The sequence below is a fragment of the Halomonas sp. NyZ770 genome (genome assembly GCF_020616575.1).
In the GTDB taxonomy this organism is placed as follows: Bacteria; Pseudomonadota; Gammaproteobacteria; order Pseudomonadales; family Halomonadaceae; genus Vreelandella; species Vreelandella hamiltonii.
In genome coordinates this window covers 638,260-661,989 of sequence record NZ_CP085143.1, presented here as the reverse complement: position 1 = coordinate 661,989, position 23,730 = coordinate 638,260, and the positions used below count along the sequence as shown (strand labels likewise).

The following is a 23,730-nucleotide window of genomic DNA, read 5'->3' as shown; positions in this document are numbered from 1 at the left end:
CGACAAGGCCCGGCGCCAAAGGGCGCCGGGCCTTGTACATTCACGCCAGGCAGAGCCTATGCGTTGAAGTTCAGCATCCGCTCCAGCGGCTTGAGCGCCTGCTGACGCAAGGCCGCATCGACGAAAATTTCGCCGCTGCCTTCGCGCAGCGCGCCCGCCAGGTTATCCAGCGCGTTCATCGCCATCCACGGGCAGTGGGCACAGCTACGGCAGGTGGCCCCATTGCCTGCGGTCGGCGCTTCGAACAGCGTCTTGCCCGGCACGGCCTGCTGCATCTTGAAGAAGATGCCGCGGTCGGTGGCCACGATCAGCTTGTCGTTGGGCAGCGTTTGCGCCGCCTTGATCAATTGCGAGGTCGAACCGGCCACATCGGCGAGCTTGACGACCGCCTCCGGCGACTCCGGGTGCACCAGCACGGCCGCCTCGGGGTACAGGCGTTTCAGGTCCTCGATACCCTTGGCCTTGAACTCCTCATGGACGATGCAGGCACCATCCCACATCAGCATGTCGGCGCCGGTTTTTTTCTGGATGTAGCCCCCCAGATGCTTGTCGGGAGCCCAGAGAATTTTTTCCCCGTTGGCCTGCAGGTGCTCGATCACCTCGACGGCGATCGAGGAGGTCACGACCCAGTCGGCACGCGCCTTGACGGCCGCCGAAGTGTTGGCGTAGACCACCACCGTGCGATCCGGGTGGGCATCGCAGAACGCGCTGAATTCGTCGATGGGGCAGCCGATATCCAGTGAGCAGGTGGCCTCCAGGGTGGGCATCAGCACCCGCTTTTCCGGGGAGAGGATCTTGGCCGTCTCGCCCATGAAGCGTACCCCGGCCACCACCAGAGTAGTGGCGTCGTGGCGAGCGCCAAACCGGGCCATTTCGAGGGAGTCTGCCACACAGCCACCGGTCTCTTCGGCCAGCTGTTGAATGGCATCATCGGTATAGTAGTGCGCCACCAGAACGGCGTTGTGGGCCTTGAGCAGCTGTTTGATCTCAGCCACGCGGGCTTCGTCTTCCGCCGGGATGCGCGTTGGGCAGTACGGGCTGGGAAGCGGTGCCTCCAGCGCCACTTGAGAAGTCAGAATAGTCATCGTGTCTACCACTGTGACGAACAGGGAATCCCCCCGTTAAACACCAGTTGCGACGTATGCGCTCCGCATGCGCCGCCCTCGGGGCAACTGGCCGCTGCGTCTGTCGCACTCGCCGGTTGCCGATCTGGCCTGCTACTGCGGGCCAGCGCTGCCGAGCATGATCGACAGCCAAATCCACACATCGTTACAGGTCCATTGTGGTGGACAAGTATTGCCTGCTGCAAGCAGAACCGCACGCTGCAGTGCGGCACGGTTTGCCGATGCACCCTGCCCATCGCCAGGGCAGAACGCGCATAGCAGAACGCCCCTGGCAGCAAGCTACCAGGGGCGTTGAATTTGGTGGGTCGTGTAGGATTCGAACCTACGACCAATTGATTAAAAGTCAACTGCTCTACCAACTGAGCTAACGACCCAAATCCTGCTGCTTTTCTGAGGGCTTTCGCCGCTCTGTACGGCGTTACCGTAGTGTATCACTTGGTAACATCGCCGCTGTTCGAATGGTGGGTCGTGTAGGATTCGAACCTACGACCAATTGATTAAAAGTCAACTGCTCTACCAACTGAGCTAACGACCCGTCCGAACGGATGCATATAGTACGGATCACACCCGACAATAGCAAGCCTTTTTTGTCTTTCGTCTAAAAAAACCGCGCGGTGCTCGGTGTCCCCACACCGCGCGGCGAGCATCGCTTAACGACGCTTGGGCTTGCGCATGGCCTGAACCGGGCGACGCTTGTGCTTGTCGCGACTCCAGCGGTTTTTTTCGTCCGGCGTCAGCTCGGGCACCTTGCGGGTTTCCAGGTGGGCCAGGGTCGCCAGATCGTCGACTTCGTCCTGGGAAAGCTCTACCCACTCGCCCGCCTTGGCACGCTTGTCGAGGAAGATATTACCGTAGCGCACGCGTTTCAGGCGGCTGACGGTGAGCCCCTGGGACTCCCACAAGCGGCGCACTTCGCGGTTGCGGCCTTCCAGAATCACCACGTGGAACCAGGTGTTGATGCCTTCGCCACCAAACTCCTGCACGTCGGTGAAACGGGCGGGGCCGTCTTCCAGCATGACGCCATCCACCATGGCGACGATATGCTCTCGCTTGACGTCGCCCATGACCCGCACCGCGTACTCACGCTCCACCTGGGTGGAGGGGTGCATCAAGCGGTTGGCCAGTTCACCGTCGGTGGTGAACAGCAGCAGGCCGCTGGTATTGATATCCAGCCGCCCGATGGCAATCCAGCGCTCGCCTTTCAGGCGCGGCAGACGCTCGAAGACCGTGCGACGGCCTTCCGGGTCCTTGCGGGTACACAGCTCGCCTTCCGGCTTGTTGTACATGATGACCCGACGCGGCACTTCTTCTTCCGGGCGCAGCGTGACCGGGCGGTCATCGAAGCTGACCTTGTCGCGGGCTTCCACGCGATCACCCAGCTTGGCCACCTGGCTGTTCACCTTCACCCGGCCATCGGCAATCGCGGTTTCCATTTCACGGCGGGAGCCAAGGCCCGCCCGGGCCAGCACTTTCTGCAGCTTTTCGCTGGTGGGCGGCGTGGTGTTGTTACTCTGACTCATGGTCGTCTGACCTCACATCGTTGGTCTGCGTGCCCGCGTCCTCATCTCGACGCTGGGCACGTGCCGCAAGCCGTGCCTCCAGATCGGCAAAGCTCAGCGGCTGGGTTAACGCCGTCTCGGCGTGGGGGTCGGCACTCGCTGCCGACGTGTTCTGATCTTGCTGGGGTGGCGCATCCTGCACGGTTTCGACGGCTTCGTCCAGTGCGACATGCGTCGCAGCGGGCGGTTCCTCAGCCAATGCTGCTTCGTCGGCGGCCACCAGCGTGTGCATGGGCGGCAAGGCATCCAGCGTCTTGAGCCCGAAGTCGTCCAGAAAGCTGCGCGTCGTGGCATACACGGCGGGACGCCCCGGCACGTCGCGGTGCCCGACGATGCGTACCCAGCCCCGCTCCATCAGCGTGCGAATGATCGAGCTGCTGACGCTGACGCCCCGCACTTCCTCGATATCGCCCCGGGTCACCGGCTGGCGATAGGCAATCAGCGCCAGGGTTTCCAGCAGGGCACGCGAGTAGCGCTGGGGGCGCTCATCCCACAGCCGCGACACCCAGTGCGACAGCCGCGGGCGAATGCGCAGCTGAAAGCCCGAGGCCGTTTCGACCAGTTCTAGCGCCCCGTCCTCGTGGCGCCGGGCCAACCGCGCGAGGGCGTCGCGCAGCGCCTTGCGAGACGGGCACTCATCCTCCAGAAACAGCGTCTCCAGCCGCTCCACGGGCAGCGGTTCTCCGGCCGCCAGCAGCGCGGCTTCGACAATATCGTCCAACGTGGTGTCTCTCACCGTGACTCCTCGTCAGGTTCGAAGGCAGACTCTTCGTCTGCAGGGTCATCACTTTCCCGCGCAAAGGGGTCCTCGTCCTCATCGGCCAGCGCCGCCTGCCGAGCACGCACATGGATCGGCGACAGCGGCGCGTTCTGGACGATTTCGATCATCGACTCCTTGGCCAGCTCCAGAATGGCCATGAACGTCACGACGACCCCCGCCCGCCCCTCCTCCAGGGAGAACAGCGCTTCGAAGGGGGTATAGCGCCCATGGGTGCCATCTTCGTGCAAGCGCTCCATGATCTTCAGCATGCGCTCCCGGGTCGAGAGCACCTCTCGGCTGATCTGGTGGGCCTGAGCCAGCTCGGCCCGCTTGAGAATGTCCGACAGCGCGCCCAGCAGTTCGTCCAGCTCGACATCGGGATGAATCACGCGGGTTTCCAGCGGTGGCAGGCCCGCCTGCACGCTGAACCAGTCCCGGCCCACCCTGGGCAGGGCATCCAGCGCTTCAGCGGCCTCCTTGAGACGCTCGTACTCCTGCAGGCGGCGTATCAGCTCCGCCCGGGGGTCCTCTTCTTCCTCGCCTTCCGCCTTGGGGGGGCGCGGCAGCAGCGTGCGTGATTTTATCTCGGCCAGCATGGCCGCCATCAACAGGTACTCGCCGGCCAGCTCGATCTCCATGGCCTTCATCATCTCCACGTACTCGATGTACTGATGGGTGATCACCGCCACGTTGATACTCAGAATGTCGAGATTCTGACGACGAATCAGATACAGCAGCAGATCCAGCGGCCCCTCGAACGCTTCCAGGAAGACCCGTAGCGCCTCGGGGGGAATATAGAGATCTTCCGGCAGCTGCGTAATGGGCTCATCGAACAGGCGCCCAAGGGCCTCCACGGTGGGCTCCACCACAGAGGGCATCTCGTCTTGATCCGGCACGGCGCTGGGCGTCTCGCTCACGCGGGTCGAGTCCTTGTCAGTTGAAAACGGCAGTGTAACAGCGCTCCATCAATGCGGCATCTCGGCCGCCTCGGCGGCTTTACGATAGCGGCCCTGATAGTCGAACAGCTTGTCGCGGATTTGAAAGTGGCGGCCTACCTTTCTGCCCACCACAAAGTCGGGATGGCGCAGGCGGGACTGGGCAGCCACCACGTCGTCTGGCGTTGCTGGCTGCCACCGCACGCCCGGCGCGCGCAGGTGGGCGCGCAAGAAGACCGCATAAAAGGCGCGGCGCTGGGCGGCAGTCTCCAGGGCAAACCATTCACTCAGGCTGGCACCGTCTTCGTCATGGTAGGTCACTTTGAGGCGCGGCAGGCCGCGCCCGTTGGTGGTCGCCTCCAGCTGCATGCCGCTCACCCGCAGCACTTTGGCGTCCTTGAGCCGCAGCGCCTCCTTGAGCTTGTCATCGGCATCCACCAGCAGCTTCTCGCAGCCATGGCAGCGGCGGGCAGCGATATCGTTCTCTGCCCCGCACGCATCGCAGACCTTGAAGCGAAAGCGAAAGGTGCACTGGCTACGGCGTCCGGCGTCGTCCTCCACCAGCCCCTGGCAGCGGCGGCCAAAATGCTCGATCACCAGCTCGCCGTCGCGCTTGCCCCAGAACAGGTTGGCATGCCCACACTCGGGGCACTCGACCTGCACCGGCTCGCTATCGCTGTCGGGACGCGGCTCGCCTACCTCAGGGGCATAGAGGTCCCAGGGGTTGCCTGCATAATCCAGGATCAGGCACGCCTCCTTCCCCGGCGAGAGGCGCAGTCCGCGCCCCACGATCTGCTGATAGAGGCTCACCGACTCAGTGGGGCGCAGGATCGCGATCAGATCCACATGTGGGGCATCGAACCCGGTGGTCAATACCGCCACGTTGACCAGATACTTGAGCTTGCGCGCCTTGAACGCATCGATCAGCGCGGTGCGCTCGGCGGAGGCCGTTGCGCCGGTGATCAGCGCGGATTGGTCGGCAGGCAGATACCCCATGATCTCTTCGGCGTGGGCGACCGTCGCGGCAAAAATCATCACGCCCTGGCAGTCGGCCGCCTGCTCGACCACTTGGGCAATGATGCCCGGCGTGGCACGGCTTCCGGCCACCACCCGATTAAGCTCTTCTTCCCGAAACAGCCCGCTGGAAGAGGGAGCAAGCGCCGAGAAGTCGTACCCCTCAATGGCCATGTCCAGCCGCCGAGGAGCGGCCAGAAAACCCTGCTTGACCATCAGGCGCAGCGGCTGTTCGAACACGCAGTCGGTGAAGAAACTCTTTTCTCCCCCGCGCACCATGCCGTGGTAGTGGCGGTGATAGATAAACCCCTGACCCAGCCGAAAGGGCGTGGCGGTGAGGCCGAGAATCTTCAGCTGCGGGTTGTGGCGCTGCAGATGGTCGATCACCTGGCGGTAGCTGGAATCCTCCTCCAACGACACCCGATGGCACTCGTCGATTACCAGCAGCGTGAAGCTGGCGTCGTTGAACTGCGCCAGGTTGCGCACCACCGACTGCACCGAGCCAAACACCACCTGCCGACTGGCCTCCTTGCGCTTCAACCCGGCGCTGAAGATATCCGCTACCAGGCCATAGGCCTGGTACTTGGCGTGGTTCTGCTCCACCAGCTCGCGAACGTGGGCCAGTACCAGCACCCGCCCACGGGCCAGCCTCGCCAGCTCGGCAATCACCAGCGACTTGCCGCTGCCCGTGGGCAGCACGACCACCGCCGGGTCGCTGGTGGCGCGAAAGTGGTGAACCACCCGCTTGACCGCTTCCTGCTGGTAGGCGCGCAGCTGCGGCGGCGCATCAGGCGAGAAAGGCGGCCCGGAGGCCGCCTTTTCAGGGTATGTCATGGCACACCAGCGTCATGATGCGCCTGCCCATCAACCCAGCCATACCCGCGCATTGCGGAACAGCCGCAGCCAGGCGCCGTCCTCGGTCCACTCTGCCGGACGCCAGGAGTTGGTCACTGCCCGCGTCACCCGCTCCGGGTGAGGCATCATGATGGTCACACGGCCATCCGGCGTGGTCAGCCCCGTGATCCCCGACGGGGAACCATTGGGGTTGGCCGGATAGCGAGTGGTGACCTGACCGTAATTGTCGATGTAGCGCAGGGCAATTTGGCTGCTCGACTGCATGCTGCGCAGGTGCGCCGTATCGCGGAACTCGGCACGCCCTTCGCCGTGGGCCACGGCGATGGGCAGCGTCGAGCCTTCCATGCCGGCCAGCAGAATCGAGGGGCTTTTCTCTACCCGCACCATGGCCACGCGGGCTTCGAACTGCTCGGATTCGTTGCGCACGAAGCTGGGCCAGTTTTCGGCGCCCGGAATCAGCGTCTTGAGCTGAGACAGCATCTGGCAGCCATTGCACACGCCCAGCGAGAAGCTGTCGTCCCGGGTGAAGAACGCCGCAAACTGCTCGCGGGCGCGTTCGTTGAACAGCACCGACTTGGCCCAGCCGCCGCCTGCCCCCAGCACGTCGCCATAGGAGAAGCCCCCACAGGCCACCAAGCCCTGGAAAGTATCCAGCGAGACACGACCTTCCAGGATGTCGCTCATGTGCACATCCACCGCATCGAACCCGGCCTTGTGGAAGGCCCAGGCCATTTCCACCTGGCCATTGACCCCCTGCTCACGCAGGACGGCCACCGCTGGCTTGGCAGTGTTGACGTAAGGCGCACTGATGTCGTCATTGACATCGAAGGTGGGCGCCGCGCTGAGACCGGGGTCACGCACGTCGAGCAGGTTGTCGAATTCGTTCTTGGCGCATTCGGGGTTATCGCGCAGCGCCTGCAACCGGTAGCTGGTCTCGGCCCAGGTGCGCTGGGTCAGCTGACGGGTGGTTTCCAGCAGCGGCTCTTCGAACAGCGTCACGCGTACCTGATCGTCGTAGCGCGGGCGGGCAATCACCCCGCAGGTTTCGATACCGGCCATGGCGAACTGGGTCAGCACTTCTTCGGTGTGCTGGCGATTGACCTGGATCACCGCCCCCAGCTCTTCTGCAAACAGCGCATTGAAGGCTTCCACCGGCTCGTCGATCAGCCAGTCGAGCTTGATTTCGAGACCGGCATGACCCGCAAAGGCCATCTCCAGCAGCGTCACCAGCAGGCCGCCGTCGCTACGGTCGTGGTAGGCCAGCAGCTTGCCATCCCGGTTCAGGCCCTGAATGACCTCGAAGAACGCTTTCAGGTCTTCCGGGTCGTCCACGTCGGGGCATTCGTCGCCCACCTGGCCATACACCTGGGCCAGCGCCGAGCCGCCCAGCCGGTTCTGGCCGTTGCCCAGGTCGATCAGGATCAGGTCCGACTCATCCTGCTCCAGGTTGATCTGCGGGGTCAGCGTGGCCAGCGCATCGGTGACCGGCGCAAAGCCAGTGACCACCAGCGACAGCGGCGAGGTGATGCTCTTCTCTTCGGCATCATCGCCCTCCTGCCAGGCGGTACGCATCGACATGGAGTCCTTGCCCACCGGCACGGCAATCCCCAGCGCCGGACACAGCTCCATACCGACCGCATGCACGGCGTCGTACAGCGCCTGGTTTTCGCCGGGGTGGTCGGCGGCGCTCATCCAGTTGGCGGAGAGCTTGATGTCCGAGAGCTTGGCGATCGGCGCGGCGGCCAGGTTGGTAATCGCCTCTGCCACCGCCAAACGGGCGCTGGCGGCCGGGTCGATCAGCGCCACCGGCGGGCGCTCGCCCATGGCCATGGCTTCACCGGCATGGGTATCGAAGCTGGCGGTGGTCACTGCCACGTCGGCGACCGGCACCTGCCAGGGGCCGACCATCTGATCACGAGCCACCTGGCCTGTGATCGAACGGTCGCCGATGGTGATCAAAAAGCTTTTCGAGGCCACCGTGGGCAGGCGCAGCACCCGGTCCATGGCTTCGCGCAGGTCCAGGTTGTCGAGCATCACGCCGGAAAGCTCGGGCGTCTGGCGCTCGAACGAACGGGTCATCTTCGGCGGCTTGCCGAACAGCACGCTCATGGGCAAATCGACGGGTTTGGTTTCGAAGTGGCCATCGCGCACTTCCAGATGGTGCTCTGCCTGAGCTTCGCCCACCACCGCATAGGGGCAGCGCTCGCGTTTGCACAGCGCATCGAAGGTATCGAGGTCTTCCGGGGCCACGGCCAGCACGTAACGTTCCTGGGCTTCGTTGCACCAGATTTCCAGCGGGCTCATGCCCGGCTCGGCGTTGGGCACGGCGCGCAGGTCGAACAGGCCGCCACGGTTACCGTCCTTGACCAGCTCCGGCAACGCATTGGAGAGGCCACCGGCACCCACGTCGTGGATGAAGCGAATGGGGTTTTTCTCACCCATTGCCCAGCAGCGGTCGATCACTTCCTGGGCACGGCGCTCGATTTCCGGGTTTTCCCGCTGCACCGAGGCGAAATCCAGATCGGCGCTCGATTCCCCCGACGCCATGCTGGACGCCGCACCGCCGCCCAGACCGATCAGCATCGCCGGGCCGCCCATCACGATCAGCTTGCCGCCCACCGGAATCTCGCCTTTCTGGACGTGCTGGGCACGAATGTTGCCGTATCCACCGGCAATCATGATCGGCTTGTGGTAACCGCGACGCTCGATGCCATTGGCACTGAGGGCATCCTGCTCGTAGGTGCGGAAGTAGCCGGTCAGGTTGGGGCGGCCGAACTCGTTATTGAAGGCCGCGCCACCAATCGGGCCTTCCAGCATGATGTTGAGCGCCGACTGCATGCGCTCGGGTTTGCCGTAATCGAAGGCCTCCCAGGGCTGCACGAACTCGGGGATACGCAGGTTTGAAACGGTGAAACCCGCCAGGCCCGCCTTCGGCTTGCCGCCGATACCGGTGGCGCCTTCGTCGCGAATCTCGCCGCCGGAGCCGGTGGCCGCCCCCGGGAAAGGCGCAATCGCCGTGGGGTGGTTGTGGGTTTCCACCTTCATCAGGATATGGATGGGCTCCTGATGAGCATCGTAGTGAGCGCGTTCACCCTCTGCACCGGTCAGCGGTGTGGGGAAGAAGCGACCGCCGTGGCTGCCCTTGATCACCGCCGCGTTGTCACTGTAGGCCGACAGCACGTTGTCCGGTGAGGTCGCAAAGGTGTTCTTGATCATTTTGAACAGCGAATGGCTCTGGGCTTCGCCGTCGATGATCCAGTCCGCGTTGAAAATCTTGTGGCGGCAGTGCTCCGAGTTCGCCTGGGCAAACATCATCAGCTCCACGTCGCTGGGGTTGCGCCCCAGCTCGACGAAGGCCGCCACCAGATAGTCGATCTCGTCGTCTGCCAGCGCCAGGCCCAGCTCCCGGTTGGCGACTTCCAGCGCGGCACGCCCGCCCTCCAGAATATCCACGCTGCCCAACGGTGCCGGTGAGTGGTGGGCAAACAGCTGGCTGGCCGCCGCCGTGTCGGCCAGCACGTTTTCGGTCATGCGGTCGTGGAGCAGTGCGCCGATGGCGTCCCACTGCTCTGCCGTGGCCGTGCCACGCAATGCAACACGGTAGTCGACGCCGCGCTCGATGCGATGGATCTGGCTCAGCCCGCAGTTATGGGCGATGTCCGTGGCTTTGGAAGACCAGGGCGACTGGGTGCCCAGGCGCGGCACCACCAGAAAACGCAGGGCTTGTTCGAGGGGTTCCTGGGCGGCTTGGCTGCCGTAATCGAGCAGCTTGGCCAGCCGTTCCTGGGAGGCGGTATCGAGCTCTTCGTGGTGGTCAATGAAGTGGACGTAGTGGGCGGACAGCGCTTCCACCTCTGGAACACATTCACGCAACACCGTTAGCAGCCGTTCATGACGGAAGGCAGAAAGGGCGGGCGCGCCTCGAAGTTCGAGCATATCTGGGAGCCTCTAAAGCAGGAAGAGTCGAGCAGGAAATCACCGGGCCGCTAAGCGACCGACACACGGACTGCGCACTATGATACTGGAAAGCGGCGGCCACACGAAATCAACAAGGTGACACGGCGATAAAGGCTGGGTATCGTGGCAGCTCGTTCCACGCCGACAAGACACCATGCCGACATTGATTTGCCGACATTTTAGCGCCTTTTATCGGGCATATTTCGCGATGATCGCGACTTTGTTGCTGGTTTTGATCCCGCGCCCATCGACCTTTCCCGACGGCGAACACCTCACCCGCGTGCTGGCCAAAGACTTCATCACCGTACATACCCGCAATACGCCCACCACCTACTACGAAGGCCGCCAGGGGCCAACCGGGTTCGAATACGAACTGATGCACCGCTTTGCGGACTCCCTCGGGGTCAGCCTCAATCTGAATGCCAGCCACCATCCGGACGGCGTCTTGCCTGCCGTGCGCGAACAGGGTGACCTGGGGGCAGCCGCGCTGCCGCTGATGGCCGACACCCCCGGCATTCACTACACGCGCCCGATCATCGAGATGCAGCCACTGGTGGTCTATCGGCGCGGCCTGTATGGCATCAACGCACCCGAAGACCTCGTCGGCTTGTCCATCGGCACGCTGAGCGAAGCGGGCACCAGCGATGCTCTGAAAGCCCTGCAAAGCGACTATCCCAGCCTGAGCTGGAAGGAGTCCAACGAACTGGAAGTGGCCGAGCTGATGGCCAAGGTAGAGAACGGCACCCTGGATGCGGCCATCATCTTCGACCACCAGTTCCGCCTGAACCGGCTGTTCTTTCCCAATGTCGAACGCGGTTTCTATCTGGGCGAGCCCCTCTCGCTGGTCTGGGCGCTGCCCAGCGGCCGAGGGCTGGGTCTACTCGACGCGGCCAACCAGTTCCTGCAGGAGCTGCATGAAAACGGCACCCTGGACCGTCTGATCAGCCGCTATTTTGGCCATGACGATTACCTGGAGTATGTGGGCACGCGCACGTTTCTAGACCATCTGGATGAGCGCCTGCCCCGCTACACCGAGCTCTTCAAGCAGGCCGCCCGAGACACAGGGTTCGACTGGAAACTGCTGGCCGCCGTGGGCTACCAGGAGTCCCACTGGGACCCTAATGCCGTCTCCCCCACGGGGGTGCGTGGCCTGATGATGCTGACCAACCCCACGGCCAGTGAGATGGGCGTCACGGACCGCACCAATGCCGCCCAGAGCATCGACGGCGGTGCCCGCTATCTGCGCAGTATCAAGGACCGCTTACCGGACAGCATCACCGGCGAAGACCGCCTCTATATGGCCATGGCGGCTTACAACGTGGGTCTTGGCCACCTGTATGATGCCCGCAACATTGCCGAACGACGCGGCGGCGACCCCAACCTTTGGCAGGACGTGCGCGCCGCGCTGCCGCTGCTGCAACAACGCGAGTGGCACAGCCAGACGCGCCACGGGTACGCCCGTGGCGGGGAGCCGGTGATCTACGTGCGCAACATTCGCCGCTACTACGAAATGATCGAATACGTGGAGCGCAGTCGACAGCAGTTTTTCCAACTGGAACAGATACCGGCCAGTGAAGAACCGCTGCTGCTGTTCGAGATCGTGCCACCGCTCACCCCGTGATACCGGGGACGGCGCTAGCGCTTGTCGGCAAAGAACTGCTTGAGCAGCTTGCTGGCTTGCGCCGCCAGCACCCCGCCAGTGACGTCGATATGGTGATTGAACCAGGGCTGGGCGAGCAGATTGGCCTTTGACTCCACCATTCCCGCCCGTGGCTCGGCGGCAGCGTACACCAGCCGTTGAATGCGGGCATGCACCATGGTGCCGGTGCACATCATGCAGGGCTCCAGGGTCACGTAGAGCGTACAGCCCTCCAGGCGGTAGTTGCCCAGCCGCTGCCCGGCATCGCGCAGCGCACGCACTTCCGCATGGCCACTGGGGTCGCAGCTGGACAGCGGTGCATTGTGGCCCGCCCCGACGATCTCCCCCCCGGCGTCCACCACCACGGCCCCCACCGGTACCTCTCCGGCGGCCATCGCCAGGTGCGCCTGGTCCAGCGCACGGTGCATGTAAAATTCATCGCTGCGTATCAAGACGAACTCCGTTAAGGTAGCGAAACGATCGTTTCAATGGCGTGATCGCCAAACGCTGAGGGCGGCCTCCTCAGTGATCAAGCAGACAGCACCAAGGATACCGAGAATGAACGATGCGCTGAAGACACTGGTTAGCTTGCTGGAGCTGGAACCCCTGGAAGAGACGCTGTTTCGCGGCCAAAGCCAGGACCTCGGGTTTCCCCAGCTGTACGGAGGGCAGGTACTTGGCCAGGCGCTGGCCGCCGCCGCCCGCACCGTCCCCGAGGAGCGTCGCCCTCACTCCCAGCACGGCTACTTTCTGCGCCCCGGCGACCCCCATCGCCCGGTGGTTTACCAGGTCGATACCATTCGCGACGGCGGCAGTTTCACCACCCGCCGAGTCACCGCCATTCAAAAGGGGCGGCCCATCTTCTTCTGCAGCGCCTCGTTTCAAAGCCCTGAAGAGAGCATCAGCCATCAGCGCGCCATGCCTGACGTGCCCACGCCCGAAGCGCTGCTGGAGAGCGGTGACGCCAAACATGCCCGTTTCCCAGGCCACCCCATCGAGTTCCTGCACCTGAAGAACAATCCGGACAGCGCCTCGCCTGCCGGGCAGTGCCTATGGTTCCGGTTCGCGGGCGGCCCGCTGCCCGACGACCCCGCGCTGCATCGCCACCTGCTCTCCTACGCGTCGGACTTCAACCTGCTGACCACCGGGTTGATCCCTCACGGCATCAAGTACACGGATCCGAAGCTGCGCATCGCCAGCCTCGACCACGCGCTGTGGCTGCACGAAGATACGCGGCTGGACGAGTGGCTGCTGTACGCCATCGACTCTCCCTGGAGCGGCAGTGCCAGAGGGCTGGCGCGAGGCCATATCTATCGCCACGATGGGCAGCTGATTGCCTCGACGGCACAAGAGGGGCTGGTGCGCTACCCGCTCACCTGACGCCCGGCCCCACACGAACACCACACACGACAACGCCCGCTTCCGCGGGCGTTGTCGTCATGGCGTCTCGAACAGCCAATCTCGTGTCGAGCGGCACTTAACTGCCGTAGACATCGCTGATGGTCTTGAGCGGATAGTGCGCCGGGTAGGGCTTGCGGGCAACCCCGGAGTCCACCGCCGCCTGGGCCACCGCCGAGGAGACGCGCTCCAGCAGGCGAATATCGACCGGCGTGGGGATGATGTACTCACGACCAAAGCTCATCTCGGTACGCTCGTAGGCGTTCAGCACTTCCTGGGGCACTGGCTCGCGGGCCAGATCTTTCAGCGCATGCACGGCGGCCAGCTTCATCGCTTCATTGATACGCGTGGCGCGTACGTCCAGGGCACCACGAAAGATGAACGGGAAGCCCAGCACGTTGTTGACCTGATTCGGGAAATCCGAGCGACCGGTGGCCATAATGACGTCTGGGCGCGCTGCCCGAGCCACCTCTGGATGAATTTCCGGGTCCGGGTTGGTGCAAGCAAAAATGACCGGATCCGCCGCCATCTTCTTCACCTGCTCGGCAGACAGCAACCCGGGGCCAGACAGGCCGATGAACACGTCGGCACCGTCGATGGCATCGTCCAGGGTGCGCATGTCGGTATCACGGGCGAACTCAGCCTTGTACTCGTTGATGCTATCGCGGTCGGTGTGAATCACGCCGCGACGGTCGAGCATGACCAGATGCTCTTTTTTGGCGCCACAGGAGATCAGCAGGCGCATGCAGGCAATCGCCGCAGCACCTGCGCCCATGCAGACGATCTTCACGTCTTCGATACGCTTGCCGGCGATTTCCAGGGCATTGAGCATGCCGGCAGCGGTGACGATGGCCGTACCGTGCTGGTCGTCATGAAACACGGGAATGCTGCAGCGCTCGATCAGCGCCTTTTCGATTTCGAAACACTCGGGGGCCTTGATGTCTTCCAGGTTGATACCGCCCCAGGTATCGGCGATGCGTGCCACGGTATCGATGAACGCCTGCGGATTCTCGGCATCCACTTCGATGTCCACCGAGTTGATGCCCGCGAAGCACTTGAACAGCACGCCCTTGCCTTCCATCACCGGCTTGCTGGCCAGCGGCCCCAGATTACCCAGGCCCAGAATGGCACTGCCGTCTGAAATGACCGCTACCAGATTTCCCTTGCCGGTATAACGGTAGGCATTTTCCGCTTCGCGAGCGATTTCGCGAACCGGTTCAGCCACCCCCGGGCTATACGCCAGGGCCAGATCCCGCGCCGTCGCGGTGGGCTTGGTCAGCTCAACGGAGAGCTTACCGGGGATCGGTTTAGCGTGATAATCCAGAGCTGCCTGCTTGTTTGCATCCGTCATGGTCAAGGTCCAATCAGCCTAAAGTAGAAAAGTCATATCAGAATATAGAAAAAACCCAAGCGTCTCAAGCAGCTAGTCAACCAGCCTATGAAACGTGCGTTTTAGCGGCTTTTCCCATCCATTCGGAACTTTTCAGCTTCATTTGCTGCAACTTATGCATAGCACCCTGACCCATAACGGTTTCGTTATGGATGCACTGCAGCATAAGCTGGAAATAGATTCCAAAACGACGCACGGACTTATCCACACCCGCCTCGCAATAGCGGCTGTGGACAACGTCGCGACAGTAGGCTCAGGACCTTGGCTTCATCACACAGCGTTCGGCCAGCGTTCAGATGCCGGTGCCACCAGGGAGCGGCAAAATAAGGCAGGGACAAAAAACCCACGCCGTAGCGTGGGTTTTTGCACAGGGCACATGGCGTGCCTGCGATGGCTGAATCCGTCGGGATCAGCCGCGCTTGACAGCAGCGCCAAAACGCTTGTTGAAGCGTTCTACGCGGCCACCAGTGCTCGCCTGCTTCTGCTTGCCCGTGTAGAAGGGGTGGCAGTTGGAGCATACGTCCAGAGAGAAGTCCTGACCAGAAGTAGAACCAACCTGGAAGCTGGCACCGCAAGAGCAGTTGGCGGTGACCGTGTTGTAATTCGGGTGGATACCTTGTTTCATCTTGAGCCTCATGAGCTATATGCCGCCACCTGATCCGCTGCCAGGCACCGCATACGGGTGTGAAAAACTGCTAACCGGTTAACCGCTCGATCCGATAGATTGAGAGCGGCCGCGCATTCTAGCAAACTAAACGCCGGAGGCCAATTGTCTGATTCTGTTTCTTCCCCACCCGCCACGGCAGAGCGTGCTCCGGGCGCTTTCCAGGTGCTGAAAGTGGCCTTGCCATCGCCGCTGCGCCGCCTGTTCGACTACCTGCCGGCACCCCGCGCGCCCGCCTGCGGCTGGCTGCCGGGGCTGCGGGTGCGGGTACCGTTTGGCCGCCGCGACGTGGTGGGGGTCGTCGTCTCTCTGGCTTCCGGCAGCGAACTGCCCCGCGCCCAGCTGCGCGCGGTCAGTGAAGCGCTGGACGACGCGCCGCTCCCCGAAGACTGGCAGTGGCTGTGCCAGTTCACCGCCCGCTATTACCAGCACAGCCTGGGCGACACCCTGCACCACGCCATGCCCGCACGCCTGCGCCAGGGCTACCCCATGGCGGGCCGCACGCAAACCCTGTGGCATGCGCGTCAGGGCGATGACACGCCGCTACAGCGCGCGCCGCGGCAGGCCGAGCTCTACCGCCTGTTGCGCCAGCACCCCCACGGGCTGGCGGGGCGGGCCATCAGTGCCCACGGGTTCACCCGTGAACAGCTCCAGGCGCTGCAAAAAAAGGGCCTGGCCGAGCCCCAGGAGATCACCCTGACGGCGGGGCAGCCCGTCTCCGGCAGCTTGCTGGCAACGCCGTCATTACCCCTCAACCGTGAGCAGGCCACGGCCCTGGCGGCGCTGCACGAAAAGCTGGACGGCTACCACCCATGCCTGCTGGAAGGCGTGACCGGCAGCGGCAAGACCGAAGTCTACCTGCAGTTGATCGAGGCACTGGCCGCCAAGGGCAAGCAATCGCTGGTGCTGGTGCCCGAAATCGGCCTGACGCCGCAAACCCTGGCGCGCTTCAAGAGCCGCTTCCGGGTGCCCGTGGTGGCCCTACATTCGGGCCTCACCGACCCGGAGCGCCTGGACGTCTGGGAAGCCGCCGCCAGCGGGCGCGCCATGGTCATCATCGGCACCCGCTCGGCCATTTTCACACCGCTGGCCAAGCCTGGCGCGATCATCGTCGACGAGGAGCACGACGGCTCTTACAAGCAGCACGACGGGCTTCGTTACCACGCCAGGGATCTCGCCGTGGCCCGGGCACACCACCACCAGATCCCACTGCTGCTGGGCAGCGCCACCCCTTCGCTGGAAAGCCTTCAGCAAGCGCTCTCGGGCGTCTATCGGCACCTGCGCCTGACCCAGCGCCCCAGCCGCCACCCGCCCGCCAAGCTGGAACTCCTGGACATGCGCCATCAGCGTCGCCAGGGAGGCCTGCTGCCCGGCGCGCTGCAAGCCATCCGCCAGACGCTGAAAGCCGGCAAGCAGGCGCTGGTCTTCATCAACCGGCGCGGCTTCGCCCCTAGCCTGGCGTGCCACAGCTGTGGCTGGCTGGCAGAATGCCATCAGTGCGATGCCCGCATGACGCTGCACAGGCAGCCCCCTCTGCTGGCCTGCCACCACTGCGACAGCCGACGCGCCCTGCCCGATGCCTGCCCAGAGTGCGGCAGCGGCGACCTGCGCGCGCTGGGGAGCGGCACCGAACGTACCGAAGAGACCCTGCAGGGGCTCTTTCCTGACACCGTCGTGCACCGCATCGACCGCGACAGCACCCGCAAGAAAGAGAGCTTCGAGCAGGTGCTCAAGGAGATCCATCGCGGTGAACCCTGCCTGCTGGTGGGCACGCAAATGCTGGCCAAGGGACACCACTTGCCCCACGTCACCCTGGTCGTGGTGGTCAATGCCGATGGCGGCCTTTATGCCGCCGACTTCCGCGCGCTGGAGCATAGCGCCCAGCTGCTGGAGCAGGTGGCTGGCCGAGCCGGGCGGGCCGCTCATCCAGGCCGCGTGCTGGTGCAGACCCTGCACCCCGACGACCCCCATCTGGGCCAGCTGGCCGAACATGGCTATGGCGCCCTGGCCCGCAACCTGCTGGAAGAACGAAGGCTGGCACAGCTTCCCCCGTTCTGTTTCATGGCGCTACTGCGCGTCGAAAGCCCCCAGGAGCCTGCTGCCATGGCGCTGGCTCAGCAGGCTGCACAGGCCTTGCGCCAGTGGCTCACGGATGCCAACCTGCCGGTACGCTGCCTGGGGCCAGTGCCTGCCCCCATGGAGCGCCGCCAGAATCGCTACCATCTGCATGTCATGATCACGGCCCAGAAACGCAGCCACCGACACACGGCGGCCCACTGGCTGGTACAGTGGCTGGAAGCTCATCGCGATGCGCGCAAGGTGCGCTGGTCCGTGGACATCGACCCGCAAACACTGGCCTAGCCATGACAGCGCCCGCGACGCCCAGCCTGCCCCGGCCGGGAATACGGCTTTGAAACTGCGCGCCAATTGCCGATAATGGCCGTTTTGACGCTGCACCATTTGGGCGCTTGCACACGCCGCCACCGAAGACACCCGGATATTGACATGAAAGACACGATTATTGCTTTGCTCGAAGGCGCCGTTGATGCGCTCAAGCACCAAGGCGTGCTGCCCAACGATGTACAGCCGGTCATCAAGGTCGACCCCACCAAGGACAAAGCCCACGGCGACTACGCCACCAACCTGGCCCTGATGCTGGCCAAACCCGCCAGCATGAAGCCCCGAGAGCTGGCCGACGCCCTGGTAGCCGCCCTGCCCGCCAGCGACGCCATCCAGAAAACCGACATCGCAGGCCCCGGCTTCATCAACTTCTTTGCCGCCGCCGATGCCGCCGCCCAGATCGTTGCCCAGGTACTGGATAGCGGCGACGCCTTTGGTCGCAGCCTGATCGGCAAGGGCGAAAAAGTGCAGGTGGAGTTCGTCTCGGCCAACCCCACGGGCCCGCTGCACGTGGGCCACGGTCGCGGCGCCGCGATTGGCGACTGCCTCTGCCGCCTGCTGGAAGCCAGCGGCTATGACGTCACTCGGGAGTTCTACTACAACGACGCGGGCGCGCAAATCAACAACCTAGCGCTCTCCGTCCAGGCCCGTGCCAAGGGGCTGGGCCCCGAGGACGAGAGCTGGCCTGCCGATGGCTATCGCGGTGAATACATCGTCGATGTGGCCAACGATTACATGGCTGGCAAGACGGTCACCGCCGACGACCGCAAGGTGACGGCCAAGGCCGATGCCGACGACCTGGAAGCCATTCAGGCGTTCGCCGTGGCCTGGCTGCGCCGCGAACAGGATCTGGACCTCAAGACCTTCGGCGTCGAATTCGACGTCTACTTCCTCGAATCATCCCTCTACGAGGACGGCAAGGTCGAGGCCACTGTCGAGTCCCTGGTCGCCAACGGCCACACCTACGAGCAGGATGGCGCGCTGTGGCTGCGCACCACCGACTTCGGCGACGACAAGGACCGCGTCATGCGCAAGCGTGAAGGCGGCTACACCTACTTCCTGCCCGACGTGGCCTACCACCTGAACAAGTGGCAGCGCGGCTTCAAGACCGTGATCAACGAGCAGGGCGCCGACCACCACTCTACCGTTACCCGCGTACGTGCGGGCTTGCAGGCACTCGGCGTGGGCATTCCGCAGGGCTGGCCGGACTACGTGCTGCACCAGATGGTCATGGTGACCCGCTCGGGCGTGGAAGTGAAACTGTCCAAGCGTGCAGGCAGCTACGTCACCATACGCGACCTGATCGACGAAGTCGGCCGCGATGCCACCCGCTTCTTCCTGGCCGCTCGCCGCGCCGACTCGCAGTTGACCTTCGATATCGACCTGGCGCGCTCCCAGTCCAACGACAACCCGGTGTACTACATCCAGTATGCCCATGCTCGGGTATGCAGCATGCTGCGCAAGGCCGAAGAGGCAGGCCAGCCCTTCGACCACGGCGTGGCAATGGCCAACCTGGCGCTGCTGGACAGCGATCAGGAAAAAGCCGTGCTCAACCGCCTGGCCCGCTACCCGGAAGTGGTCGAACATGCGACCCGTAATCGCGAGCCCCAGCAGGTGGCCCAGTATCTGCTGGATCTGGCGGGCGACTTCCACACCTGCTACAACGCCGTCAAGGTCATGGTCGAAGACGACACGCTGCGCAACACCCGCCTGGCGCTCGGTCTGGCCACGCGTCAGGTGCTGCGCAACGGGCTGGATCTGATGGGGGTCAGTGCCCCAGAGGAGATGTAATTCATGGCCAGCCCGCGTAACAAGCCGTCCCGTCGAGGCGCCACCTCGCAGCGTAAATCTGCTCGCCGCTCCGGCGACGGGTGGCGTATTCCCGGCTGGCTGTGGGGGGTGGCCGGGGTGGCCGCTGGGTTCTTCCTGGCGCAGCATCAGCACGGCACCGCCCCGTGGCAGGAGCAGAGCAGCACGCCCCAGGCCACGGTGCTGCCCAAGCCCTCCAGCGATGAGCGCGGAGACGCCCAGGGCACTGGGCAGGCAGCCTCGGCAGAGCCTGCCATGCCCACCTTCGAGTTCTACACGCTGCTTCCCGAAACCGAAGTCATCGCTCCGGGCGGCGCCATTCCGGCCAATATCACTCGGCCGGAAATCGCCGAGACTGCCGCAGAGGCCGCCAGCGACGCGGCAGCCGCGGACGACACGTCGCCAGGCGACACCGGCAGCAGCGCCAACGACCCGATTGCTCAGGTCATTGCCGCCAACACGCGGCCCAACGAACAGGCCGCCGTGGCAGCTACCCAGCCGCCTGCCGCCGCCAGCACTAGTTCCAGCACGCCGAACCGCTACGTGCTGCAGGCCGCCTCGTTTCGCGACCTCAGCGACGCCGAGCAGCTGCGCGGCCGGCTGCGCAACCTGAGTTTGCTGGCACAAATCAGCGAAGTGCAGGCCAATGGCGATACCTGGCACCGCGTGCAGGTAGGCCCTTACGAGGATACCCGAGAGCTGAACCGCGCCCAGGACCTGATGAGCACCCAAGGGATCGAACCCCTGCTGATACAGCTGCAGAACTGAGCTATCCCCCTGACCGCGCCTGAAGGCGCGGTTTTATCACCTGGCTTTCTCGAGCGGGCGGTTGATTTTTCATCAGCCGCCCGCATTTTGTTGGGAATCGCTTTTTTTACGGTCACCCGACGTGGCCGATCAGTCATCGGGAGCGCGTCTCCCCCAAGGAGTTATCTCCATGACCACCATTGTCTCCGTTCGCCGCGGTAACCAGGTCGCCCTTGCTGGCGACGGCCAAGTATCGCTGGGCAACACCGTGATGAAAGGCAACGCCAGCAAGGTTCGCCGCCTCTATCGCGGCAAGGTACTGGCCGGTTTTGCCGGCGGCACAGCAGATGCCTTTACCCTGTTCGAACGTTTCGAAGCTCAGCTGGAGAAGTATCAGGGCCATCTCACCAAGGCGGCCGTGGAGCTTGCCAAGGATTGGCGCACCGACCGCGCCCTGCGCCGCTTGGAGGCGCTACTGGCCGTGGCCGACCACAGCGCCTCGCTGATCATCACCGGCAACGGTGACGTGGTCGAACCCGAACGCGGCATCATCGCCATCGGCTCGGGGGGCAACTATGCTCAGGCCAGCGCCCGCGCGCTGCTCGAAAACACCGATCTCTCCGCCCGTGAAATCACCGAAAAATCCCTGCAAATCGCGGGTGACATCTGCGTATTCACTAACCACCACGTCACGCTCGAAGAGCTGAACATCGACGACCGTTGAGGCCCCTTTATGACTCAGATGACACCCCGTGAAATCGTCCATGCGCTGGACCAGTACATCATCGGCCAGCAGGATGCCAAACGCGCCGTTGCCATTGCGCTGCGCAACCGCTGGCGGCGCATGCAGCTCGACGATGACCTGCGCCCGGAAGTCACCCCCAAGAACATTCTGATGATCGGCCCCACCGGCGTGGGTAAAACCGAAATCGCTCGCCGCCTGGCCAAACTGGCCCGTGCGCCCTTCATCAAGGTCGAAGCCACCAAGTTCACGGAAGTGGGCTACGTGGGTCGAGACGTGGAGTCGATCATCCGCGACCTGATGGAAGCCGCCATCAAGATGGTGCGCGAGCACGCCAAGGAAGAAGTCGGCCACCGCGCAGAAGATGCCGCCGAAGACCGCGTTCTCGATGCGCTGCTGCCGCCGCCCCGCGGCCAGGAAGAGCAGCCCCGGGACGATAGCAGCACGCGCCAGCTGTTCCGCAAGAAACTGCGCGAAGGCCAGCTGGACGACAAGGAAATCGACATCGAAATCACCGCCCAGAGCCAGGGCATCGACATCATGACGCCGCCGGGCATGGAGGAGATGACCAGCCAGCTGCAGAGCCTGTTCTCCAACATGGGCCAGCAAAAGCGTGAAAAGCGTCGCGTTACCGTCAAGGAAGCCCTGGTGCTGCTACGTGACGAGGAAGCGGGCAAGCTGGTCAACGAAGAGGAGATCAAGGCCCGCGCCGTCGAGGCCGTCGAGCAGCACGGCATCGTCTTCCTGGATGAGATCGACAAGGTGGCCAAGGGCAGCGGCCAGTCCAGCGGTGGAGAAGTGTCACGCGAGGGCGTTCAGCGCGATTTGCTGCCGCTGATCGAAGGCTCCACGGTGTCGACCAAATATGGCATGGTGAAGACCGACCATATCCTGTTCATCGCCTCCGGTGCTTTCCACCTGGCGCGGCCTTCCGACCTGATCCCCGAGCTACAGGGTCGTTTGCCCATTCGCGTGGAGCTGGACGCTCTCACTCCCGGAGACTTCAAGCGCATCCTCACCGAGCCTTCCGCCTCGCTGACCAAGCAGTATCAGGCGCTGCTGGGCACCGAAGGGCTGGACGTGGAGTTCACTCCCGACGGCATCGAGCGCATCGCGGAGATCTCCTGGCAGGTCAACGAAGGCACCGAGAACATCGGCGCGCGCCGTCTGCACACGGTCATGGAGCGGCTGCTGGAAGAAGCCTCGTTCAAGGGCGGCGATATGGATAGCCCGCTGGTGATCGATGCAGATTACGTCAACGCGCAGCTGGGAGAACTGGCGGTAGACGAAGATCTCTCCCGCTATATTCTGTAACCTCTGCCGCACCCCGACACCTGGCCACCCCGGCCAGGTGTCGCTCGTGCCTGAGCGACGTCACGCCAACCATGAGTGCCCCGACCATGAACGCCTCCAACACCCACACGTCTACCCACACGCCCTCTACCACCGACGCCCCGGTCCCCACCCGAGTGCACTACCACAAGCAGGCCCGCGAGCTGGAACTCGGCTACGCCTCGGGCGACACCTACCGGCTGCCCGTGGAACTGCTGCGCGTCTACTCCCCCTCTGCCGAAGTGCGTGGCCACGGCGGCGACACGGCGGTGCTGCAAGTGGGCAAGAAGGACGTCGGCCTGCAGAACATCACCCAGGCGGGCAACTACGCCCTCAAGCTGCACTTCGACGATGGCCACGACAGCGGCCTCTACAGCTGGAACTACCTGCACGACCTCGCGACGCATCAACACGCCTACTGGAACAACTACCTCGAGCGGCTGGAAGCAGCAGGCGCCTCCCGCGAGCCTGCGGGCATTCAATTCAAGCAGCTGTGACGCCGCGCCCCAGGTGAAGCGCAGACAAAGCAGGCTCGAGAAGGCTACAATGTTGCCAATCAATGATTGCGATGACCTTATGGTCGACTACTACCGCCTCGAACTCGGGAGCTGAAGCCCCATGAGCCCCACGGAAAAACGCACCACCCATTTTGGCTACCAGGAAGTCCCGGTCGACGAAAAAGCCTCACGCGTCGCCGACGTCTTCCACTCGGTCGCCGCTCGCTACGACGTCATGAACGACCTGATGTCCATGGGCATCCACCGTGTGTGGAAGCGCCTCACCATCGAGCGTGCTGGCGTTCGCCCCGGCCATCATGTGCTGGACATCGCTGGCGGCACGGGGGACCTGACCCTCAAGTTCTCGCGTCTGGTCGGCCCCCGCGGCAAGGTCGTTCTGGCCGACATCAACGCCTCCATGCTCAAGGTAGGCCGCGACAAGCTGATGGACAACGGCGTCGGTGGCAACGTCGAGTACGTCCAGGCCAATGCCGAGTGTCTGCCCTTCCCGGACAACAGTTTCGACTGCATCACCATCGCCTTTGGCCTGCGCAACGTGACCGACAAGGACGCCGCGCTGCGCTCCATGGCACGGGTACTCAAGCCCGGCGGCCGCCTGCTGGTGCTGGAGTTTTCCAAGCCCAACAACCCGCTGCTCTCCAAGGCCTACGATGAGTACTCGTTCCGGCTGTTGCCCAAAATGGGCGAACTGGTCGCCGGCGACGGCGAAAGCTACCGCTACCTGGCCGAATCGATCCGCATGCACCCCGACCAGGAAACCCTGAAGGGCATGATGGAAACCGCCGGGCTCGATCGAGTGGAGTACACCAACCTGACCGGCGGCATCGTCGCCCTGCACCGCGGCATCAAGCTATGACGCCTCGCACGCTGACCCACCGGACGACGAG

At 63.8% G+C, this 23,730-nt stretch carries 18 protein-coding genes and 2 tRNA genes; 9 read left to right on the top strand and 11 right to left on the bottom strand.

Features of this window, described 5'->3' with window-relative positions; genetic code table 11:
- Nucleotides 1-56 precede the first annotated feature (56 nt).
- The 8 genes from nadA to purL all read right to left on the bottom strand — a co-directional run bounded on the left by nadA (nucleotide 57) and on the right by purL (nucleotide 10,183).
- Nucleotides 57-1,085 carry a quinolinate synthase NadA gene (nadA, locus tag LG409_RS03240; protein WP_039181621.1) on the bottom strand — a complete coding sequence of 343 codons (1,029 nt, stop codon included), beginning with the start codon at nucleotides 1,083-1,085 and terminating at the stop codon, nucleotides 57-59.
- Between the two features lie 337 nt (nucleotides 1,086-1,422).
- Nucleotides 1,423-1,498: transfer RNA gene (locus LG409_RS03235), tRNA-Lys, on the bottom strand.
- 85 nt (nucleotides 1,499-1,583) lie between these two features.
- Nucleotides 1,584-1,659 (bottom strand) — tRNA-Lys (locus tag LG409_RS03230).
- A 115-nt stretch (nucleotides 1,660-1,774) separates the two neighbouring features.
- Nucleotides 1,775-2,644: a 23S rRNA pseudouridine(2605) synthase RluB gene (rluB, locus tag LG409_RS03225; protein WP_016916149.1), complete on the bottom strand. Its 870-nt coding sequence runs from the start codon at nucleotides 2,642-2,644 to the stop codon at nucleotides 1,775-1,777.
- Complete coding sequence (scpB, locus tag LG409_RS03220; RefSeq protein WP_081136332.1) at nucleotides 2,631-3,419, bottom strand: SMC-Scp complex subunit ScpB; 789 nt, start codon at nucleotides 3,417-3,419, stop codon at nucleotides 2,631-2,633. The genes rluB and scpB overlap by 14 nt, the downstream gene beginning before the upstream one ends.
- On the bottom strand, nucleotides 3,416-4,360 hold the full coding sequence (locus LG409_RS03215; protein WP_039181628.1) for a segregation and condensation protein A: 945 nt from the start codon (nucleotides 4,358-4,360) through the stop codon (nucleotides 3,416-3,418). Before LG409_RS03215 ends, scpB begins: the two co-directional genes overlap by 4 nt.
- A 48-nt stretch (nucleotides 4,361-4,408) precedes the next feature.
- Nucleotides 4,409-6,226, bottom strand: a complete 1,818-nt coding sequence (locus LG409_RS03210) for a DEAD/DEAH box helicase (protein ID WP_227407606.1) — start codon at nucleotides 6,224-6,226, stop codon at nucleotides 4,409-4,411.
- A 30-nt stretch (nucleotides 6,227-6,256) separates the two neighbouring features.
- Entirely contained in the window at nucleotides 6,257-10,183 is a 3,927-nt protein-coding gene (gene purL / locus LG409_RS03205) for a phosphoribosylformylglycinamidine synthase (protein ID WP_039181630.1), read from the bottom strand.
- A 175-nt stretch (nucleotides 10,184-10,358) separates the two neighbouring features.
- Here purL and mltF point away from each other — a divergent pair, with 175 nt between their 5' ends.
- On the top strand, nucleotides 10,359-11,825 hold the full coding sequence (mltF, locus tag LG409_RS03200) for a membrane-bound lytic murein transglycosylase MltF (RefSeq protein WP_227407605.1): 1,467 nt from the start codon (nucleotides 10,359-10,361) through the stop codon (nucleotides 11,823-11,825).
- A gap of 14 nt (nucleotides 11,826-11,839) precedes the next feature.
- On the opposite strand, the gene tadA is transcribed toward mltF, so the two are convergent.
- Complete coding sequence (tadA, locus tag LG409_RS03195) at nucleotides 11,840-12,292, bottom strand: tRNA adenosine(34) deaminase TadA (protein WP_212636732.1); 453 nt, start codon at nucleotides 12,290-12,292, stop codon at nucleotides 11,840-11,842.
- A 109-nt stretch (nucleotides 12,293-12,401) separates the two neighbouring features.
- Here tadA and LG409_RS03190 point away from each other — a divergent pair, with 109 nt between their 5' ends.
- Nucleotides 12,402-13,223, top strand: coding sequence for an acyl-CoA thioesterase (locus LG409_RS03190; protein WP_227407604.1), 822 nt, complete (start codon nucleotides 12,402-12,404; stop codon nucleotides 13,221-13,223).
- A 97-nt stretch (nucleotides 13,224-13,320) separates the two neighbouring features.
- Here the strand turns inward: LG409_RS03190 and LG409_RS03185 are convergent, their stop codons facing one another.
- Nucleotides 13,321-14,592, bottom strand: a complete 1,272-nt coding sequence (locus LG409_RS03185; protein ID WP_227407603.1) for a malic enzyme-like NAD(P)-binding protein — start codon at nucleotides 14,590-14,592, stop codon at nucleotides 13,321-13,323.
- Nucleotides 14,593-15,040: 448 nt separating this feature from the next.
- Complete coding sequence (rpmE, locus tag LG409_RS03180) at nucleotides 15,041-15,256, bottom strand: 50S ribosomal protein L31 (RefSeq protein WP_016916139.1); 216 nt, start codon at nucleotides 15,254-15,256, stop codon at nucleotides 15,041-15,043.
- Between the two features lie 144 nt (nucleotides 15,257-15,400).
- On the opposite strand from rpmE, the gene LG409_RS03175 reads away from it, so the two are divergent.
- From LG409_RS03175 to ubiE, 7 genes are all read left to right on the top strand, one after another.
- Complete coding sequence (locus LG409_RS03175) at nucleotides 15,401-17,656, top strand: primosomal protein N' (RefSeq protein WP_227407602.1); 2,256 nt, start codon at nucleotides 15,401-15,403, stop codon at nucleotides 17,654-17,656.
- A 144-nt stretch (nucleotides 17,657-17,800) separates the two neighbouring features.
- Nucleotides 17,801-19,486: an arginine--tRNA ligase gene (gene argS, locus LG409_RS03170; RefSeq protein ID WP_227407601.1), complete on the top strand. Its 1,686-nt coding sequence runs from the start codon at nucleotides 17,801-17,803 to the stop codon at nucleotides 19,484-19,486.
- A 3-nt stretch (nucleotides 19,487-19,489) separates the two neighbouring features.
- Complete coding sequence (locus tag LG409_RS03165; RefSeq protein WP_227407600.1) at nucleotides 19,490-20,272, top strand: SPOR domain-containing protein; 783 nt, start codon at nucleotides 19,490-19,492, stop codon at nucleotides 20,270-20,272.
- Between the two features lie 169 nt (nucleotides 20,273-20,441).
- The gene (gene hslV / locus LG409_RS03160; protein WP_016916135.1) at nucleotides 20,442-20,975 is read left to right on the top strand and encodes an ATP-dependent protease subunit HslV; all 534 of its coding nucleotides are present in this window, start codon (nucleotides 20,442-20,444) and stop codon (nucleotides 20,973-20,975) included.
- 9 nt (nucleotides 20,976-20,984) lie between these two features.
- On the top strand, nucleotides 20,985-22,307 hold the full coding sequence (gene hslU, locus LG409_RS03155) for an ATP-dependent protease ATPase subunit HslU (RefSeq protein ID WP_081136344.1): 1,323 nt from the start codon (nucleotides 20,985-20,987) through the stop codon (nucleotides 22,305-22,307).
- 86 nt (nucleotides 22,308-22,393) lie between these two features.
- Nucleotides 22,394-22,822 carry a gamma-butyrobetaine hydroxylase-like domain-containing protein gene (locus LG409_RS03150; RefSeq protein WP_052196460.1) on the top strand — a complete coding sequence of 143 codons (429 nt, stop codon included), beginning with the start codon at nucleotides 22,394-22,396 and terminating at the stop codon, nucleotides 22,820-22,822.
- A 121-nt stretch (nucleotides 22,823-22,943) separates the two neighbouring features.
- A complete protein-coding gene (gene ubiE / locus LG409_RS03145; RefSeq protein WP_096921472.1) occupies nucleotides 22,944-23,699 on the top strand; it encodes a bifunctional demethylmenaquinone methyltransferase/2-methoxy-6-polyprenyl-1,4-benzoquinol methylase UbiE in 756 nt (251 codons plus the stop codon).
- Nucleotides 23,700-23,730 lie beyond the last annotated feature (31 nt).

Excerpts from the sequence above, each read along its gene's own strand:
- nadA (WP_039181621.1), bottom strand. The coding sequence starts at position 1,085 with ATGACTATTCTGACTTCTCAAGTGGCGCTGGAGGCACCGCTTCCCAGC.
- rluB (WP_016916149.1), bottom strand. The coding sequence starts at position 2,644 with ATGAGTCAGAGTAACAACACCACGCCGCCCACCAGCGAAAAGCTGCAG.
- LG409_RS03210 (WP_227407606.1), bottom strand. The coding sequence starts at position 6,226 with ATGACATACCCTGAAAAGGCGGCCTCCGGGCCGCCTTTCTCGCCTGAT.
- purL (WP_039181630.1), bottom strand. The coding sequence starts at position 10,183 with ATGCTCGAACTTCGAGGCGCGCCCGCCCTTTCTGCCTTCCGTCATGAA.
- mltF (WP_227407605.1), top strand. The coding sequence starts at position 10,359 with ATGCCGACATTGATTTGCCGACATTTTAGCGCCTTTTATCGGGCATAT.
- LG409_RS03190 (WP_227407604.1), top strand. The coding sequence starts at position 12,402 with ATGAACGATGCGCTGAAGACACTGGTTAGCTTGCTGGAGCTGGAACCC.
- LG409_RS03185 (WP_227407603.1), bottom strand. The coding sequence starts at position 14,592 with ATGACGGATGCAAACAAGCAGGCAGCTCTGGATTATCACGCTAAACCG.
- rpmE (WP_016916139.1), bottom strand. The coding sequence starts at position 15,256 with ATGAAACAAGGTATCCACCCGAATTACAACACGGTCACCGCCAACTGC.
- argS (WP_227407601.1), top strand. The coding sequence starts at position 17,801 with ATGAAAGACACGATTATTGCTTTGCTCGAAGGCGCCGTTGATGCGCTC.
- LG409_RS03165 (WP_227407600.1), top strand. The coding sequence starts at position 19,490 with ATGGCCAGCCCGCGTAACAAGCCGTCCCGTCGAGGCGCCACCTCGCAG.
- hslV (WP_016916135.1), top strand. The coding sequence starts at position 20,442 with ATGACCACCATTGTCTCCGTTCGCCGCGGTAACCAGGTCGCCCTTGCT.
- hslU (WP_081136344.1), top strand. The coding sequence starts at position 20,985 with ATGACTCAGATGACACCCCGTGAAATCGTCCATGCGCTGGACCAGTAC.
- LG409_RS03150 (WP_052196460.1), top strand. The coding sequence starts at position 22,394 with ATGAACGCCTCCAACACCCACACGTCTACCCACACGCCCTCTACCACC.
- ubiE (WP_096921472.1), top strand. The coding sequence starts at position 22,944 with ATGAGCCCCACGGAAAAACGCACCACCCATTTTGGCTACCAGGAAGTC.